The organism is Amycolatopsis sp. NPDC102389, from assembly GCF_044765885.1.
Taxonomy (GTDB): domain Bacteria; phylum Actinomycetota; class Actinomycetes; order Mycobacteriales; family Pseudonocardiaceae; genus Amycolatopsis.
The window spans coordinates 112861-126544 of the sequence record NZ_JBIWKX010000017.1; the positions used below are offsets into that span (position 1 = coordinate 112861).

13 protein-coding genes and 1 pseudogene are annotated in these 13684 nt (G+C 70.3%); 8 read left to right on the top strand and 6 right to left on the bottom strand.

Going from position 1 to position 13684, the window contains the following annotated elements; genetic code table 11:
- Positions 1-172: 172 nt before the first annotated feature.
- The 3 genes from ACIRGA_RS17475 to ACIRGA_RS17485 all read left to right on the top strand — a co-directional run bounded on the left by ACIRGA_RS17475 (position 173) and on the right by ACIRGA_RS17485 (position 3899).
- On the top strand, positions 173-1018 hold the full coding sequence (locus ACIRGA_RS17475) for a hypothetical protein (protein WP_400942232.1): 846 nt from the start codon (positions 173-175) through the stop codon (positions 1016-1018).
- Positions 1019-1237: 219 nt separating this feature from the next.
- On the top strand, positions 1238-2851 hold the full coding sequence (locus ACIRGA_RS17480) for a serine/threonine-protein kinase (protein ID WP_400942234.1): 1614 nt from the start codon (positions 1238-1240) through the stop codon (positions 2849-2851).
- Positions 2852-2855: 4 nt separating this feature from the next.
- Complete coding sequence (locus ACIRGA_RS17485; protein ID WP_400942236.1) at positions 2856-3899, top strand: serine/threonine-protein kinase; 1044 nt, start codon at positions 2856-2858, stop codon at positions 3897-3899.
- On the opposite strand, the gene ACIRGA_RS17490 is transcribed toward ACIRGA_RS17485, so the two are convergent.
- The gene (locus tag ACIRGA_RS17490; RefSeq protein WP_400942238.1) at positions 3900-4568 is read right to left on the bottom strand and encodes an alpha/beta hydrolase; all 669 of its coding nucleotides are present in this window, start codon (positions 4566-4568) and stop codon (positions 3900-3902) included. It lies immediately after the preceding gene.
- 70 nt (positions 4569-4638) lie between these two features.
- On the bottom strand, positions 4639-5571 hold the full coding sequence (locus ACIRGA_RS17495; protein ID WP_400942240.1) for a LysR family transcriptional regulator: 933 nt from the start codon (positions 5569-5571) through the stop codon (positions 4639-4641).
- A gap of 101 nt (positions 5572-5672) precedes the next feature.
- Here ACIRGA_RS17495 and ACIRGA_RS17500 point away from each other — a divergent pair, with 101 nt between their 5' ends.
- Together ACIRGA_RS17500 and ACIRGA_RS17505 are read left to right on the top strand one after the other, a co-directional pair.
- Positions 5673-6614 carry a DMT family transporter gene (locus ACIRGA_RS17500; RefSeq protein WP_400942242.1) on the top strand — a complete coding sequence of 314 codons (942 nt, stop codon included), beginning with the start codon at positions 5673-5675 and terminating at the stop codon, positions 6612-6614.
- Positions 6611-6955 (top strand): hypothetical protein, encoded by a 345-nt coding sequence (locus tag ACIRGA_RS17505; protein WP_063273387.1) that lies wholly within the window; start codon positions 6611-6613, stop codon positions 6953-6955. Before ACIRGA_RS17500 ends, ACIRGA_RS17505 begins: the two co-directional genes overlap by 4 nt.
- A gap of 66 nt (positions 6956-7021) precedes the next feature.
- Here ACIRGA_RS17505 and ACIRGA_RS17510 read toward each other — a convergent pair whose 3' ends face one another.
- Genes ACIRGA_RS17510 through ACIRGA_RS17520 form a run of 3 tightly spaced genes read right to left on the bottom strand, consistent with a single transcriptional unit; the run spans position 7022 to position 9476 of the window.
- On the bottom strand, positions 7022-7405 hold the full coding sequence (locus tag ACIRGA_RS17510; protein ID WP_400942245.1) for a DUF4345 domain-containing protein: 384 nt from the start codon (positions 7403-7405) through the stop codon (positions 7022-7024).
- Positions 7406-8113, bottom strand: coding sequence for a response regulator transcription factor (locus ACIRGA_RS17515; RefSeq protein WP_085939730.1), 708 nt, complete (start codon positions 8111-8113; stop codon positions 7406-7408). It abuts the gene before it with no gap.
- Positions 8114-8120: 7 nt separating this feature from the next.
- Positions 8121-9476, bottom strand: a complete 1356-nt coding sequence (locus tag ACIRGA_RS17520) for a PspC domain-containing protein (RefSeq protein WP_400942247.1) — start codon at positions 9474-9476, stop codon at positions 8121-8123.
- 111 nt (positions 9477-9587) lie between these two features.
- On the opposite strand from ACIRGA_RS17520, the gene ACIRGA_RS17525 reads away from it, so the two are divergent.
- On the top strand, positions 9588-10859 hold the full coding sequence (locus ACIRGA_RS17525) for a PspC domain-containing protein (RefSeq protein WP_400942249.1): 1272 nt from the start codon (positions 9588-9590) through the stop codon (positions 10857-10859).
- Positions 10852-11085, top strand: a complete 234-nt coding sequence (locus ACIRGA_RS17530; protein ID WP_400942251.1) for a hypothetical protein — start codon at positions 10852-10854, stop codon at positions 11083-11085. Before ACIRGA_RS17525 ends, ACIRGA_RS17530 begins: the two co-directional genes overlap by 8 nt.
- A gap of 292 nt (positions 11086-11377) precedes the next feature.
- Here the strand turns inward: ACIRGA_RS17530 and guaA are convergent, their stop codons facing one another.
- The gene (guaA, locus tag ACIRGA_RS17535) at positions 11378-12934 is read right to left on the bottom strand and encodes a glutamine-hydrolyzing GMP synthase (protein ID WP_016331177.1); all 1557 of its coding nucleotides are present in this window, start codon (positions 12932-12934) and stop codon (positions 11378-11380) included.
- A gap of 126 nt (positions 12935-13060) precedes the next feature.
- Here guaA and ACIRGA_RS17540 point away from each other — a divergent pair.
- Positions 13061-13579, top strand: a pseudogene (locus ACIRGA_RS17540) (DinB family protein); the annotation flags it as partial.
- Positions 13580-13684: the final 105 nt, after the last annotated feature.

Below are 13684 nucleotides of genomic sequence, written 5' to 3' on the forward strand. Positions count from 1 at the left end.
GCTGCCGTTCGTCGTATCGCGACGGCATTCCGGCGATAGAGCCTGGCCGTGAACCGTCCGCACAGGGTTACCTGGCGACTGCAGGGTCCGCACCGTTCAGAAGACGGCCGCGCGGACCAAAGGCATCGGCCGAACGGCCCAGTGCCTGACCCGGACCAGAGCGAGGAATTTCGTGCTTGATCGACAGCGCATACGGCGTGAGGACGCCGTACGTGTCGAGGACGTCATCCCGGAAGAGATCCTGAACGACACCCGCGTCGACCGCGAGTATCTCGAGCAGGTCTTCCGCGAGCCGCAGAAGTTCGTCCCCGCGCGCACTCGCGAAGAGCCGGCGCCGCGGCCCGAGCCCGAGGAAGACGAGCCGGAAAGCCGCGCCGCCCGCCGGGCCAAGCTGGCCGGGCTGGTCGCCGCCGGACTGCTGGTCGCGGGCGCCGTCGTCACCGCGGGCGTGCTCGCGGGCACCCAGCGGACGGGCACGGCACCGAGCACCGCCGCCCCCGAGGTGATGAGCGGAGCCGCCGCGCTCGGCGGGCTCGCCGTCCCGGACTCCCCCGAGCCGCAGCGGAAGCAGGAGCGGCCGACGACATCGGACACCAGCACGAAGGCCCAGCCGTCTTCGGGCACCGGTTCGGGCTCGATCCCCCGGCAGAGCTCCTCGTCCAGCAGCACCGGTTCACAGCCGGTCTCCAAACCGGCCGCGATCAGCACGGTCGAGGACAAGATCGACGCGGTCCGGAAGTTCTACCAGACCATCGACGCCGATCCTTACGGCGCGATGTCGCTGATCACGCCGGTACTGGCCGACTCCGAAGCGGGCAGGCTGATCGAGGCCTGGAGCTCGATGGACGCCATCCAGATCCAGGACATCCGCGAACAGGCCGACGGCACCATCCTCGCCGTGGTGACCATGCGCAATCCGGACGGCGGGCTGCTCCGGGTCACGCAGGTGCTGGAATTCGCCGACGAGAAGACCGGCCTGATCACCGACGCGCGGCTGCTGTCCGCGCAGCACATGTGACGGACACCCCGCGTGTAACAGCCCTCCACCCAGGGCGATCAGAGTGTGCCGCGTGTGTGTGCGCAGAGTGAGCGCCTAGCCTTGTCACGAGTCGGTCTCGGAAAAGCCGGCACACAGACCACTACATGTGCATACGCTCCAACGCTGTGGCGTGCTGAAGGCCGCACCGCGTGCGCGGACGATTCCGCGACGTGAAGACGGAGCCCAAAGGGAGGTCGCGTGAGCGACGAGGGTCGCCTGGTCGCCGGTCGATATCGCATCGCCGGGCGGATCGGCACGGGCGCGATGGGGGCCGTGTGGCAAGCGCACGACGAGGTACTCGGCCGCACGGTGGCGATCAAGCAGCTGCTGCTGCAACCCGGTCTTGAGGCGCACGACGCCGAAGACGCCCGCCAGCGGACGATGCGTGAAGGACGGATCGCCGCCAGGCTGCACCACCCGAACGCCATCTCGGTGTTCGACGTCGTCACCGACGACAACGGCCAGCCGTGCCTGATCATGGAGTACCTGAACTCCACGAGCCTCGCGCAGGTGCTGCAGGAGGAGCGGACGCTGCCGCCGACGGAGGTCGCGCGGATCGGCGCGCAGGTCGCGGCAGCGCTGACCGAGGCGCACGCGGTCGGCATCGTGCACCGGGACATCAAGCCGGGCAACATCCTGCTGGCGCCCAACGGCACCGTGAAGATCACCGACTTCGGCATCTCGCGGGCCAAGGACGACGTCACGGTCACGAAGACCGGGATGATCGCCGGGACCCCCGCCTACCTGGCGCCCGAGGTGGCCATCGGCGGCGACCCCGGCCCGGAGTCCGACGTCTTCTCGCTCGGCTCGACGCTCTACGCGGCCTGCGAAGGCCAGCCGCCGTTCGGCCTCAGCGAGAACACGCTGAGCCTGCTGCACGCGGTCGCGGCCGGGCAGATCATCCCGCCGCGGCAGTCCGGCCCGCTCGCCAGCGTGCTGGCCGTGCTGCTGCACCCGGAGGTGCGGCACCGGCCCACCGCCGAAGAGTGCGAAGAGCTTCTCGCCGCCGTCGCGCGGGGTGAAACGCCGCTGGGCGGCCCCGCCGACGACACCGTGCTCGCCGCCCCGATCGCGGGTGCGCTCGCCGGCGGAGGCGTGACCCAGGCGCTCGACAGCGAAGCCGCCGGGCACTCGGGTTCACTCCTCGACGAGCAGGCCGCGGCCGGTTCGTACTACGACGAGGACGACTACCACCAGCCGCCCGCGTCGGGATACCCGGAAGACGACTACGACGGGTACGACAACTACGACGAGACGGCGTTGCTGGCCGAACGCGGTCACCCCGGTGCCGGCCCCGCGCCCACGCGCGCCGTCCCGATCCCCGCGGGCGGCTACGACGACGATCCCTACGACGACGACTACGACGACCAGCCCCCGCCTCCACCTGCCCGCGCGCAGACGAGCCCGGTGGACGAGGACGACGACGAGAAGCCGGGCGCGTGGAAGAAGCCCGCGATCATCGGCGGTGTCGTGGTCGTGGCGCTGGCCGCGCTGGGCTTCTGGCTGCTGAGCCCGAACAACCCGGAGACGCCCGCGCAGGTGGGGAACTCGTCGACGAAGCCGACTCCTTCGGCGACGTCGTCGGCTCCGGAGACGACGGAAACGCCGTCGGAGACGCAGTCGGCCGAGCCGCCCAAGACGACCTCGTCGAAGAAGACGTCGAGCAAGGCGAGCCAGACGGATGAACCGGACCGCCCGACCAGTTCGAAGCAGACGAAGACGTCAAGCGCGAAGCCGCCGTCCTCGTCGGAGGCACCTCCGTCGAGCAACACTACGACCCCGACAACGACCCCGACCCAAGCCGGAACGTGATCCATTGAGTTCTGAAGGTTCCATCGTCGGCGGCCGGTACCGCCTGGACCAGCCCATCGGGCGTGGCCGGGCGGGCATCGTGTGGCTGGCGTTCGACACACGCCTGCTGCGCACGGTCGCGATGAAGCGCATGTATCTGCCCGTCGGCCTGCCGCCGGACCGGGCGGAGCAGGCCAAGGCCGTCGTCGTCCAAGAGGGCAAGGACGCGGCCAAGTTCGAGCACGCCACCGCCATCAAGGTGTACGACGTGCTGCCCGACGGGCCGGACGTCTGGCTGGTGATGGAGTACATCCCGTCCCGCGGGATGGCGACCTTCCTCGCCGAGCACGGCAGGCTGACCGCGGAACAGGCCGCCGGGCTGGGCATCGTGCTCGGCCGTGCGCTGGCCGCGATGCACGAGGCCGGGGTGGTGCACCGGACCGTCGAGCCGGGCACGGTCCTGCTGGCCGACGACGGCGGCGTGAAGCTCACCGACATCGGCATCACCGGTGGCGGCGCGAGCCCGGCGTACCGGGCGCCCGAGGTGGCGCGCGGCGAACCGGCGACTTCGGCGTCCGACGTGTTCTCGCTGGGCGCGACGCTGTACACGGCCGTCGAGGGGGTGCCGCCGTTCGGTGAGGACGGCGAGTCCTCGGAACGGCCGCCGCAGACCGCCGGGCCGCTGGCCGGCGCGTTGCGCAAGATGCTGCGGGCGGCGCCGGACGCGCGGCCGACGATGGCGGACACGGTCCGCTCGCTGGGCGCGATCACCGAGGGGCGGCAGACGGCGTTCATCCCGCCGACCGCCCCCGCCATGCCGACGGTTCCGGCGTCGATGCCGATCCCGACGCACCAACCGGCACAGCAGCCGGCTCCGCAGTTCCCGCAGCACCAGCCGCAGCAGTATCAGCCGCCGCAGCCGCAGTACACGCCGCCGACGCAGCAGTACGCTCCCGCCGCGCCGGCGGCCGCGAAATCGCCGGACACCCGGAAGTGGCTGATCACGGCGGGCGCCGTCGTGGCGGCGATCCTCATCGGCGTGCTGTTCGCGGAGCTGTTCCTGATCTAGCTAGAGCCGCTCGAGGACCAGCGTCGCCAGCTCGACGGGACGGCTGAGGTACGGGCTGTGGCTCGCCCGCCAGGTCACCGTCGTGTCGCAGCGCGCGGCGAAGTGGACGACCATTTCCGGGACGAGCGCCCGGTCTTCGGTGCAGGTGATGTACGTGGTCGGGGTGTCCTTCCACGCCGCGCCTTCCGGCGACTCGTCGAAGATCGTGACGGGCTCGGGACGCAGCAGTACCGTGGCGCGCTCGGCGACGGCGTCCGTGCAGTCGGCGTACAGGGCCTCGCGGACGGCGGCGAGGTCGAGATGGGTCCAGCCTTGATCGTCGAAGATCAAGGGCAGCTGCTGGGGTTCGCGGCCGGTTTCCTCTTTGGCCCGCTCGATCCAGTACTGGGCGGTTTCCCCCGGCTCGCTGACGATCGCGGCCAGGTAGATCAGGTGCGAGGTCCCCTGGAGCCCGCTCGCGATCAGGCCGCCGAAGGAGTGCGCGAGCACCACCGGCGGCTCGGCCGCGCGGTCGACGATCTCCTGGACGGTCCGGGTGGTTTCGGCGATCGGACGCCCGCCGAGGTCGGGGACGGTGACCTCGACGCCGTCGCGGCGGAGGCGTTCGACGACGTCGTCGAAATGAGCGGGCTGGTGCCATGAGCCGTGCAGGACGATCAGGGGACGCACGGAAGTCCTTTCGCTGGCGGGAATTCGGCTTCCCTGCCAGGTTGTCGGCCGTCCGCGCGGCTGTTCAAGCTCAGCCGGTTTTCGTGCCCACTCGGCCAGTCCCGCTTACCTGTCCGGCCCCTTCGCGGATCGCGCCGAGGAACCGGCGCACCGCGGGGTGTTCCCTGGCGTGCGCGGCGACGGCGGCGTGGATGGACCGCACCGGATCCGGACGGCGGACCTTGCGGATCGCGACGCCGGGATGCGGGGCGCCGAGACCGAGCTCCGGGATCAGCGCGACGCCCAGCCCGGCGGCCACGAACCCTTGTGCCGTCTGGTAATCCTCGGATTCGACGACGTGGTTCGGGGCGAATCCGGCCGCGCCGCAGGCGTCGAGCAGGATGTCGCGGCAGGCGCCGGGAAGACCGTCGACGCCGACCCACGGATCCTCCGCGAGTTCGCCGAGATCGAGGACGCGTTTGCGGGCGAGCCGGTGGTTCTTCGGCAGGATCGCGCGATACGGGTCGTCGAGGAGGTGGATGTACTCGACGCCCTTGATCCGTGGAGTGCTGCTGGGGAGCACGATCATCGCTACGTCCGCCTTGCCCGACTCGATCTCGGGCATCGAATCGTCGGGCTCGACCAGTTTCAGGTCGAGGCGCACGCCCGGGAACTCGCGGCGCAGCGCGGCGACGGCCAAGGGCACCAACGAGGCACCCGCGGTGGCGAAATAGCGGATCGCGAGCCTGCCCGTGCGGCCTTCCTTGAGCTCGGTAAGCGCGGCTTCGGCTTTGGCGAGCTGCGTGCTCAGCGTTTCCGCGTGTTCGGACAGCAGCGAACCGGCGGGCGTCGGGCGCACGCCGCGGCCGACGCGTTCGAGCAGTTCGACGCCCGCTTCCCTTTCCAGGGTGGACAATTGCTGGCTGATCGCGGAGGGTGTGTAACCGAGATTCCGGGCGGCGGCGGTGATCGAACCACTGCTGATCACGGCTCGGAGGACCTGCATGCGGCGGACGTCCAGCATCCTCCGATCTTACAGTTCTTCTTAAGGCTTCCTGCAGTTATTTTCGCTTGTCCTTACGCGTCGGCGCGGCGAAGCTGGGCCAGGCGAGAAGGAGGACTGGGGTGGGCGAGACCAAGACCCTGCTGCGGATCGGCGCGCTGGCGCTCATGTGGGGATCGAGTTTCTTCTGGATCAAACTGGGGCTCGGCGCGTTCACGCCGGTGCAGCTGGTGCTGGCGCGGGTGGCGCTCGGTGCGGCGGTGCTGATCGGGCTCTGCTATCTCGGCCGGGACAGGCTGCCGTCGGGACGGCGGATCTGGGGACACCTGGCCGTCGCGGCGTTCTTCCACAACGCGTTGCCGTTCCTGCTGTTCGCGTGGGGCGAGCTGACCGTCGACTCGGGGATCACCGGCGTCTTGAACTCGACGACGCCGCTGTGGGTGCTGGTCGCCGCGCCGATGCTGGGAGCGCGCACGCGGATGACCGCGCTGCGGGTCGCCGGGCTCGTCGCCGGACTCGCCGGGATTCTGCTGATCTTCGCGCCGTGGCAGGCTTCCGGCCTGCTCAGCTGGGGCGCCCTGGCGTGCCTCGCGGCGGCCGCGAGCTACGGTTTCGCGTTCGTCTACGAGGGCAAGCACCTCACCGGCACCGGCGACTCGCCGATGTCGCTGGCCGGCGGGCAGATGCTGCTGGCGACCGGGTTCCTGCTGCTCGCGATGCCGATGGGCGGTTTCGAACCGGTGCATCTGAGCACCGGCGCGATCGTCGCGGTGGTGATCCTGGGGATCGGGTCGACCGGGATCGCGTTCGCGCTGAACTACCAGCTCCTCGCGAGCGAGGGCGCCGTCGCGGCGTCGATCGTCGGATACCTGCTGCCGGTGGTCTCGGTGCTGCTCGGGGCGGTGTTCCTGGCCGAGCCGCTGAACCTGCGGGTGATCGCGGGGATGGTCGTCGTGCTGGGCGGGGTCGCGCTGACCCGGCTCCGGCCGAGGGAGCAAGGGACCTTTGCTACCACTCCGCAGGTCGAGCGCCCTTTGGCCGCCGTCGACAAGGTCGCGCCATGACGGACACGACGACGCTCTGGCGTCCCACCGGCCCCGTCGAGCTCGACCTCGTCCGCGAGTCGGGCTGGCGCGAGTGGCCGCCGCGGCTACCGGAGCAGCCGATCTTCTACCCGGTGCTGAACGAGGACTACGCGATCAAGATCGCCCGTGACTGGAACGTGCGCTACGACGGCGCGGGTTTCGTGACGCGATTCGAGGTCGAGACGTCGTTCGTCGAGCGGTACCCCGTCCAGCAGGCGGGCGGGAAGACGATCCTGGAGCTCTGGGTCCCGGCCGAGGACCTGGCCGAGTTCAACACGCACATCGTGGGGAAGATCGAGGTCACCCACGAATTCCGCTGACCTGCGTTTAGCGGGCTAATCGCGACGCGGTGGGGCCTGGGGGCTCGCCGGATCGCGTTTAGCCCGCTAAACGCGATCCGGTGCCAGGGCCGCGAGGGTGAGCAAAGCGGCGAGAACGATCTCGACCCAGAAGTAGAGCCAGCTCGGATAGAACCGCTCCGGCCGTTCCGCGAACCGCGCGACCAGCCGTCCGAAGGCCATCCCGGCGAGCGCGACGGCCACCGCGATCGCGACGCCCCGCTGTATCCCGCCGACGTCGAAAGCCGCGAACCCGAGCAGCACCGCGACGGCCACCCCGAAGCCGCCGTAGACGGCACGCACTTCGGTCCGCGCCGTCGCCGACTCCAGCGAGATGCCGAACGGCCGGATCAGCCGCTTCGGCGCGGCGAGCCCGAGCAGCCCCATGCCGAGGAAGAACACGGCCACCAGGCCGATGAAAACAGGCGCCACCTAGACGAGACGCCGGTCGGAAGCCCAGCGCGAAAGCTCGTACCGGTTCGAAAGCTGCGTCTTCCGCAGCACGCTCGACACATGCGTCTCGACGGTCTTCACCGAGATGAACAGCTCCGACGCGATCTCCTTGTACGCGTACCCGCGCGCGAGCAGCCGCAGCACGTCGCGTTCCCGCGGGGTCAGCAGGTCGAGGTCCGGGTCGCTGATCGGCGCGGAACCCGGCCGGTCGGCGAACGCGTCGAGCACGAATCCGGCCAGCCGCGGCGAGAACACCGCGTCCCCGTCCGAGACCCGCACGACGGCACGCACGAGCTCCTTGGACGAGATCGTCTTCGTGACGTAACCCCGCGCCCCCGCGCGGATCACGGCGATCACGTCCTCCGCGGCGTCGGAGACCGACAGCGCGAGGAACACGACGTCCGGCAGTTCCGGCCGGACCCGGCGCAGCACCTCGGCGCCACCGCCGTCCGGCATGTGCACGTCGAGCAGCACGACCTGCGGTTTGGTCCGGGCGATACCCGCGACGGCCTCGGCCACCGAGCCCGCCTCGCCGACCACGCGGACGTCGTCGGTGATCGAGTCCAGTTCGGTGCGCACACCCGCGCGGAAGAGCGCGTGGTCGTCGACGAGGAAGACCTTGACCGGCTCCCGCGTCTGCTGGTTCTCCGTCACGATGCTCCCTCGCTCGCCCTGTCCTGTGAGCATAGCGACCTCACGCCGCGCCCTTCCCCGCCTTGACCGGCATCTCCAGCTGGACCTCGGTTCCTTCACCCGGTGCGGTACGCAGTTTCAGCTTCCCGCCGTGCCGTTCCATCCGCCCCCGGATGGAATCCGCGAGACCGTGCCGATCGTTCGGCACGACATCGGGGTCGAACCCCTTGCCCCTGTCCCTCACGAACACCGTCACCGCTGTCGGCTCGACCTCGGCGTACACGCTGACTTCGTCGACGCCCGCGTGCTTGGCGGCGTTGACGATCGCTTCGCGCGCCGCCTGGACCAGCGCGGTCAGCGGCTCGTTCAGCGTGGCCTCCCCCACCACGACCTGCTGCACCGAGATCGCGAACGCGTCCTCGACCTCGCCGCACGCGGCCGCGAGCACTTCGGACAGCTGACCGCTGATGGCGTCTTCCTCGGTCTTTTTGCTCTTGCCGTACCCCGAAGGCCCGTACAGCCAGCCGCGCAGCTCGCGTTCCTGACCGCGCGCGAGCCTGGCGACCTCGCGCGGCGATTCCGCCTGTTTCTGGATCAGCGCGAGGGTCTGGAGGACCGAGTCGTGCAGATGCGCGGCGATCTCGGCACGTTCGTCGGTGCGGATGCGGGCGGTGCGCTCGTCGGACAGGTCGCGGACCAGGCGCAGCCAGAACGGGACGGTCAGCACGGCCACCCCGAACAGCGTCGCGATCACGGCGACCAGCGCGAACTTGACCTGGTCGATGCTGCCGCTCTCCAGGACGACGACGCCGATACCGGTCATCACCAGCGCGACACCGGCGACCACGCGGATCGCGGCCGACCAGCCACCGCCGCCGAGGAACGCCGTGGCGACACCGCCCTTGGCCCCGAGGCGCCAGCGGCGACGTTGCGACTCGTCGGCCTCACGCCAGACGACGGCCGCGCCGATCATGGCCAGCGCCAGCGGAATGGCGACCCAGCCGCTGATCAAGCCGGTGAGCGTGCCGCTGGCGACGGCGAGGCCGACACCCAGCGCGATCAGGCCGAATGCCTGCTGTTTCTCCTTCGGCGCGGATTTCTCCGGCTCGACCTCACCGGATTGCTGCTGGACGAAGACCCAGAGCAGGCCGTACGCGAGAAGGCCGGCGCCGTTCAGCGCGGCCAGCAACGCGAACGCGATCCGGACCCAGAGCACCTTGACGCCGAGGTGATCGGCGAGGCCGCCGGCGACACCCGCGATGGCGCGGCCGGAACGGCGGCGATACATCTTGGGCGGCTCGAACGGTGCCGGGGACAGGCTGCCGGAAACGGGCACCGGAGGGCGCTCGATGATCGTCGGCTTCACCTGCGCGGCGAGGTCGTTGGGGGCGGATTCCTGCACGTTCTCCATGGTCACACGGAGTGGAGTACTGATCCATCGGGGAAACCCCTGACTCTTCCCGCTGGGGGAAACCTCAGGGGAGTTCCCGGATGTGGCGAGGGCCGGCCGGGGCGCATTCTTTGTGGCATGAGTGGGAGTGAGACACACGTTCCGAAGCGCGGCCCCGCGGCCGGCTTCGAGGAGACCGTCAAGGATTTCTGGCGGAGCAGGCCGGTCCGGCCGGTACACGGCCGTAAGTTCGCCGGTGTCGCCGCGGGCATCGGCTATCGGTACGGCATCGACCCGACCGTGGTCCGGGTCGCGCTGGTCGCCGCGACGGTTTTCGGCGGTTTCGGCGTCTTCGTCTACCTGCTGGGCTGGCTGTTCCTGCCGCAGGAAGGCGACCGCGTTTCCGCTTTCGAGGGCCTGATCGGCCGGGGTCGCGCGTCGAGTTCGCCGGCGTTCGCGGTGCTGCTGCTGATCCTGCTGTTCCCCGGTCTCACCTGGACCTTGAGTGGCGGCTGGATGACCGACGGCACCGGGTTGATCGGTTTCGCGCTGATGGCCGTGGCCTTGTACCTGCTGCACCGCAACCGCGGTCAGTTCAACCGGCCGTCGATGCCCGCACCGGCTCAGCCGGCGGCCGCGTTCTCGATGGCGTCGGCGTCGACGGCCTCCACCCAGACGGCGACCGAGGGCGGCTGGGACCCCCTCGCGGCCGACCCGTCCGCTTGGGACCTGCCGAACGCGTCCCCGTCCGGCGGAATGCCGCCGCAGACCCCTCCGCCGCCGCCCGCGCCGCCGACACCCCGGCGGCCGAAGTCGAAGATCGGCGCCGCGACCTTCGGAATCGCCGTGCTGGTCGCCGGGGTCGGCACCGTCCTCGGCTTGGACGGCGAGCCGTGGTTCACCATGCAGCACGTCGTCGGACTCACCCTGGGCGTGGTCGGCATCGGGCTGGTGGCCGGTGCGTTCGTCCGGGGCGGTCGCGGGCTGATCGGGCTCGCCGTGCCGCTGGCGATCGTGGGGATGGCGCTGACCACGGTGCCGTTCGACAACTTCTCTGTGAAGGGCGGCGTCGGCGACCTGACGGTGACGCCGATCCAGGTGTCCGAGGTGCTGCCGGAGTACCACCGCTCGGCCGGGAACATCGACGTCGACCTGACCAAGCTGCCGGCGGGCGCTTCGGTGACGACGAAGGTCTCCAACGGGGCGGGCAACTCGACGGTGCTCGTGCCGGCGGGAGCCGAAGTGAAGGTCTCCTGCGAGACGGGCGCGGGTGACATCGACTGCCTCGGCCAGTCCCGCTCGGGTGTCGGCGAGGAGGTCACCGACTTCACGTCGCCGGGGAACAACGGGCAGAAGATCACTGTGAAGGTCGAGAACGGTGTCGGGAACGTGGAGGTGCGCCGTGGCTGAGTACGACTACGACAACACGCAGACCCAGCAGGCTCAGCCGGCGAAGCGCGGGGTGGACGTCTTCACTCTGATCATCGGCATCGCGACGCTGCTGGTGTCGGGTTACGTCCTCTCGGACGGCGCCTCGTGGCTCCCGCGGTTCGACTTCCGGTGGGTCATGGCGGGCGGGGCGATCTTCGTCGGCGTCCTGCTGCTCGCCGCTTCGCTGCGCAAGAGCCGCCGCTAGCGCCGCCGCTCACGATCCACCCCACTCCGAAGGCCCCGGCCCCTCGCCGGGGCCTTCGCCTTGCTCCGGCCCCTGGTGCCGACCTGCGTTTCGCGGGCTAAACGCGATCCGACGTCGCCAAGGTGCCCACGCCCGCCGACCTGCGTTTAGCCCCCTAATCGCGATCCGGGCCGGGCCGCGTACCCAAGGCCCCAGAGCGCAGTTAGCGGGCTAAACGCGATCCGGTCGCCTGGGGTGCCCAGAGGCGAAAGATCGCGATTAGCCCGCTAAACGCAAGTCGGGACGGGAGCGGTCACTCCCACTCGATGGTGCCCGGCGGCTTGGACGTGACGTCCAGGACCACCCGGTTCACCTCGGCGACCTCGTTGGTGATGCGGGTCGAGATCCGCTCCAGCACCTCGTAGGGCAGCCGCGTCCAGTCCGCGGTCATCGCGTCTTCGGACGACACCGGCCGCAGCACGATCGGGTGCCCGTAGGTCCGCCCGTCGCCCTGGACGCCGACGCTGCGGACGTCGGCCAGCAGCACCACCGGACACTGCCAGATCTCGCCGTCGAGCCCGGCCGCGGTGAGTTCCTCGCGCGCGATGGCGTCCGCCGCGCGCAGCGTTTCGAGCCGCTCGGCGTCGACCGCGCCGATGATCCGGATGCCGAGCCCCGGGCCGGGGAACGGCTGCCGCTGCACGATCGTCTCCGGCAGCCCGAGCTCCAGCCCGACGCGCCGCACCTCGTCCTTGAACAGCAGGCGCAGCGGCTCGACGAGCTCGAACTGCAGGTCGTCGGGCAGCCCGCCGACGTTGTGGTGGCTCTTGATGTTCGCCGCGCCCTCGCCGCCGCCGGACTCGACGACGTCCGGGTACAGCGTGCCCTGGACCAGGAACTTGTAGTCGCCCTCGGCCTTGAGGTCGCGCTCGGCCTGCTCGAACACGCGGATGAACTCGCGGCCGATGATCTTGCGCTTCTCTTCGGGGTCGGTGACCCCGGCCAGCGCGTCGAGGAACCGGTCACGCGCGTCGACGGTCACCAGGTTGACCCCGGTCGCGGCGACGAAATCGCGTTCGACCTGGGTGCGCTCGCCCGAGCGCAGCAGGCCGTGGTCGACGAACACGCAGGTCAGCCGGTCGCCGATGGCCCGCTGGACCAGCGCGGCGGCCACGGCGGAGTCGACACCGCCGGAGAGCCCGCAGATCGCCCGGCCGTCGCCGACCTGCTCGGCGATGCGCTTGACCTGGTCGTCGACGATGGACGACGTCGTCCACTGCGGTTTGATGCCCGCGATGTCGTGCAGGAAGCGGCGAAGCACCTCCTGGCCGTGCGGCGAGTGGTGCACCTCGGGGTGGTACTGGACGCCGGCGAAGCGGCGCTCGACGTCTTCGAACCCGGCGACGGCGGCGCCGTCACTCGAAGCGGTCACGGTGGCACCCTCGGGGGCCTTGGTGACGCTGTCGTTGTGGCTCATCCAGGCGGGCTGGTTGCTCGGGAGACCGGCGTGCAGGACGCCGCCTTCACCGGCGACGCGCACCTCGGTGCGTCCGAACTCGCGGATCCCGGTCGGCTCGACGGTGCCGCCTAGCGCCTGCGCGAGCACCTGGTGGCCGTAGCAGATCCCGAGGATCGGCACGCCCGCGTCGACCAGCCCAGGGGCGAGGGCGGGGGCGTTCTCCGCGTACACGCTGGAAGGACCACCGGAAAGGATGATCGCGGCGGGGTCCTTGGCCAGGATGTCCTCGGCGGTCGCGGTGTGCGGAACGACCTCGGAGTAGACCTGCGCCTCGCGCACGCGGCGCGCGATCAGTTGCGCGTACTGCGCCCCGAAGTCCACGACGAGTACCGGACCGGTGGGACTGGGCACCTGAAACCTCCAGATCAGAGCAGCACGCTTCCCCACCATCGTCCCAGGTGGGCCGGGTCACCTCGCCGCCAACCCCCTCACGATTCAGGACAGCGGATGACCGCGAGGCGTCCTAACGTCCGGGACATGGGCATCGACTGGACCAAGGAACTCTCCGAACAGCTCGACTGGCATTGGACGCGGCACCTCCGGCCCCGGCTGGACACCCTCACCGACGACGAATACCTGTGGGAACCCGTCGAGGACTGCTGGACGATCCGGCCGGGCGAGAACGGCGCTTTCACGATCGACTGGGCGTATCCGGAGCCGTCACCGCCGCCGGTGACGACGATCGCCTGGCGCCTCGCGCACATCATCGTCGGCGTCTTCGCGATGCGGAACGCTTCGCATTTCGGCGGCCCGCTCGTCGACTACCAGACCTTCCCCTACGCGGGCTCTGCCAAAGAGGCGCTGGAGCAGCTCGACGATGCCTACGCGCGCTGGCGTGACGGCGTCCGCGGCCTCACCGCCGAAGACCTCACGAGGCCGTGTGGCGAGGCCGAGGGCCCGTACTCCGAATACCCGCTCGCGACCCTCGTCCTGCACATCAACCGGGAGGCCATCCACCACGGCGCCGAGGTCCTCCTCCTGCGGGATCTCCACGCGCGTGGGGGGTTTCCCCCGAAAACCGCCCCCCCCCCCCCCGGGGGGGGGGGGGGGGGGAGCAACCCGCGCCCCCACAGGGGCGCCCCCCCCGCCGCAGCCCGGAGG

What these genes read in the sequence shown, in the direction of transcription:
- ACIRGA_RS17515 (WP_085939730.1), bottom strand. Translation starts at nt 8,113, where the DNA reads ATGCTCACAGGACAGGGCGAGCGAGGGAGCATCGTGACGGAGAACCAG.
- ACIRGA_RS17495 (WP_400942240.1), bottom strand. Translation starts at nt 5,571, where the DNA reads ATGCTGGACGTCCGCCGCATGCAGGTCCTCCGAGCCGTGATCAGCAGT.
- ACIRGA_RS17505 (WP_063273387.1), top strand. Translation starts at nt 6,611, where the DNA reads ATGACGGACACGACGACGCTCTGGCGTCCCACCGGCCCCGTCGAGCTC.
- ACIRGA_RS17525 (WP_400942249.1), top strand. Translation starts at nt 9,588, where the DNA reads ATGAGTGGGAGTGAGACACACGTTCCGAAGCGCGGCCCCGCGGCCGGC.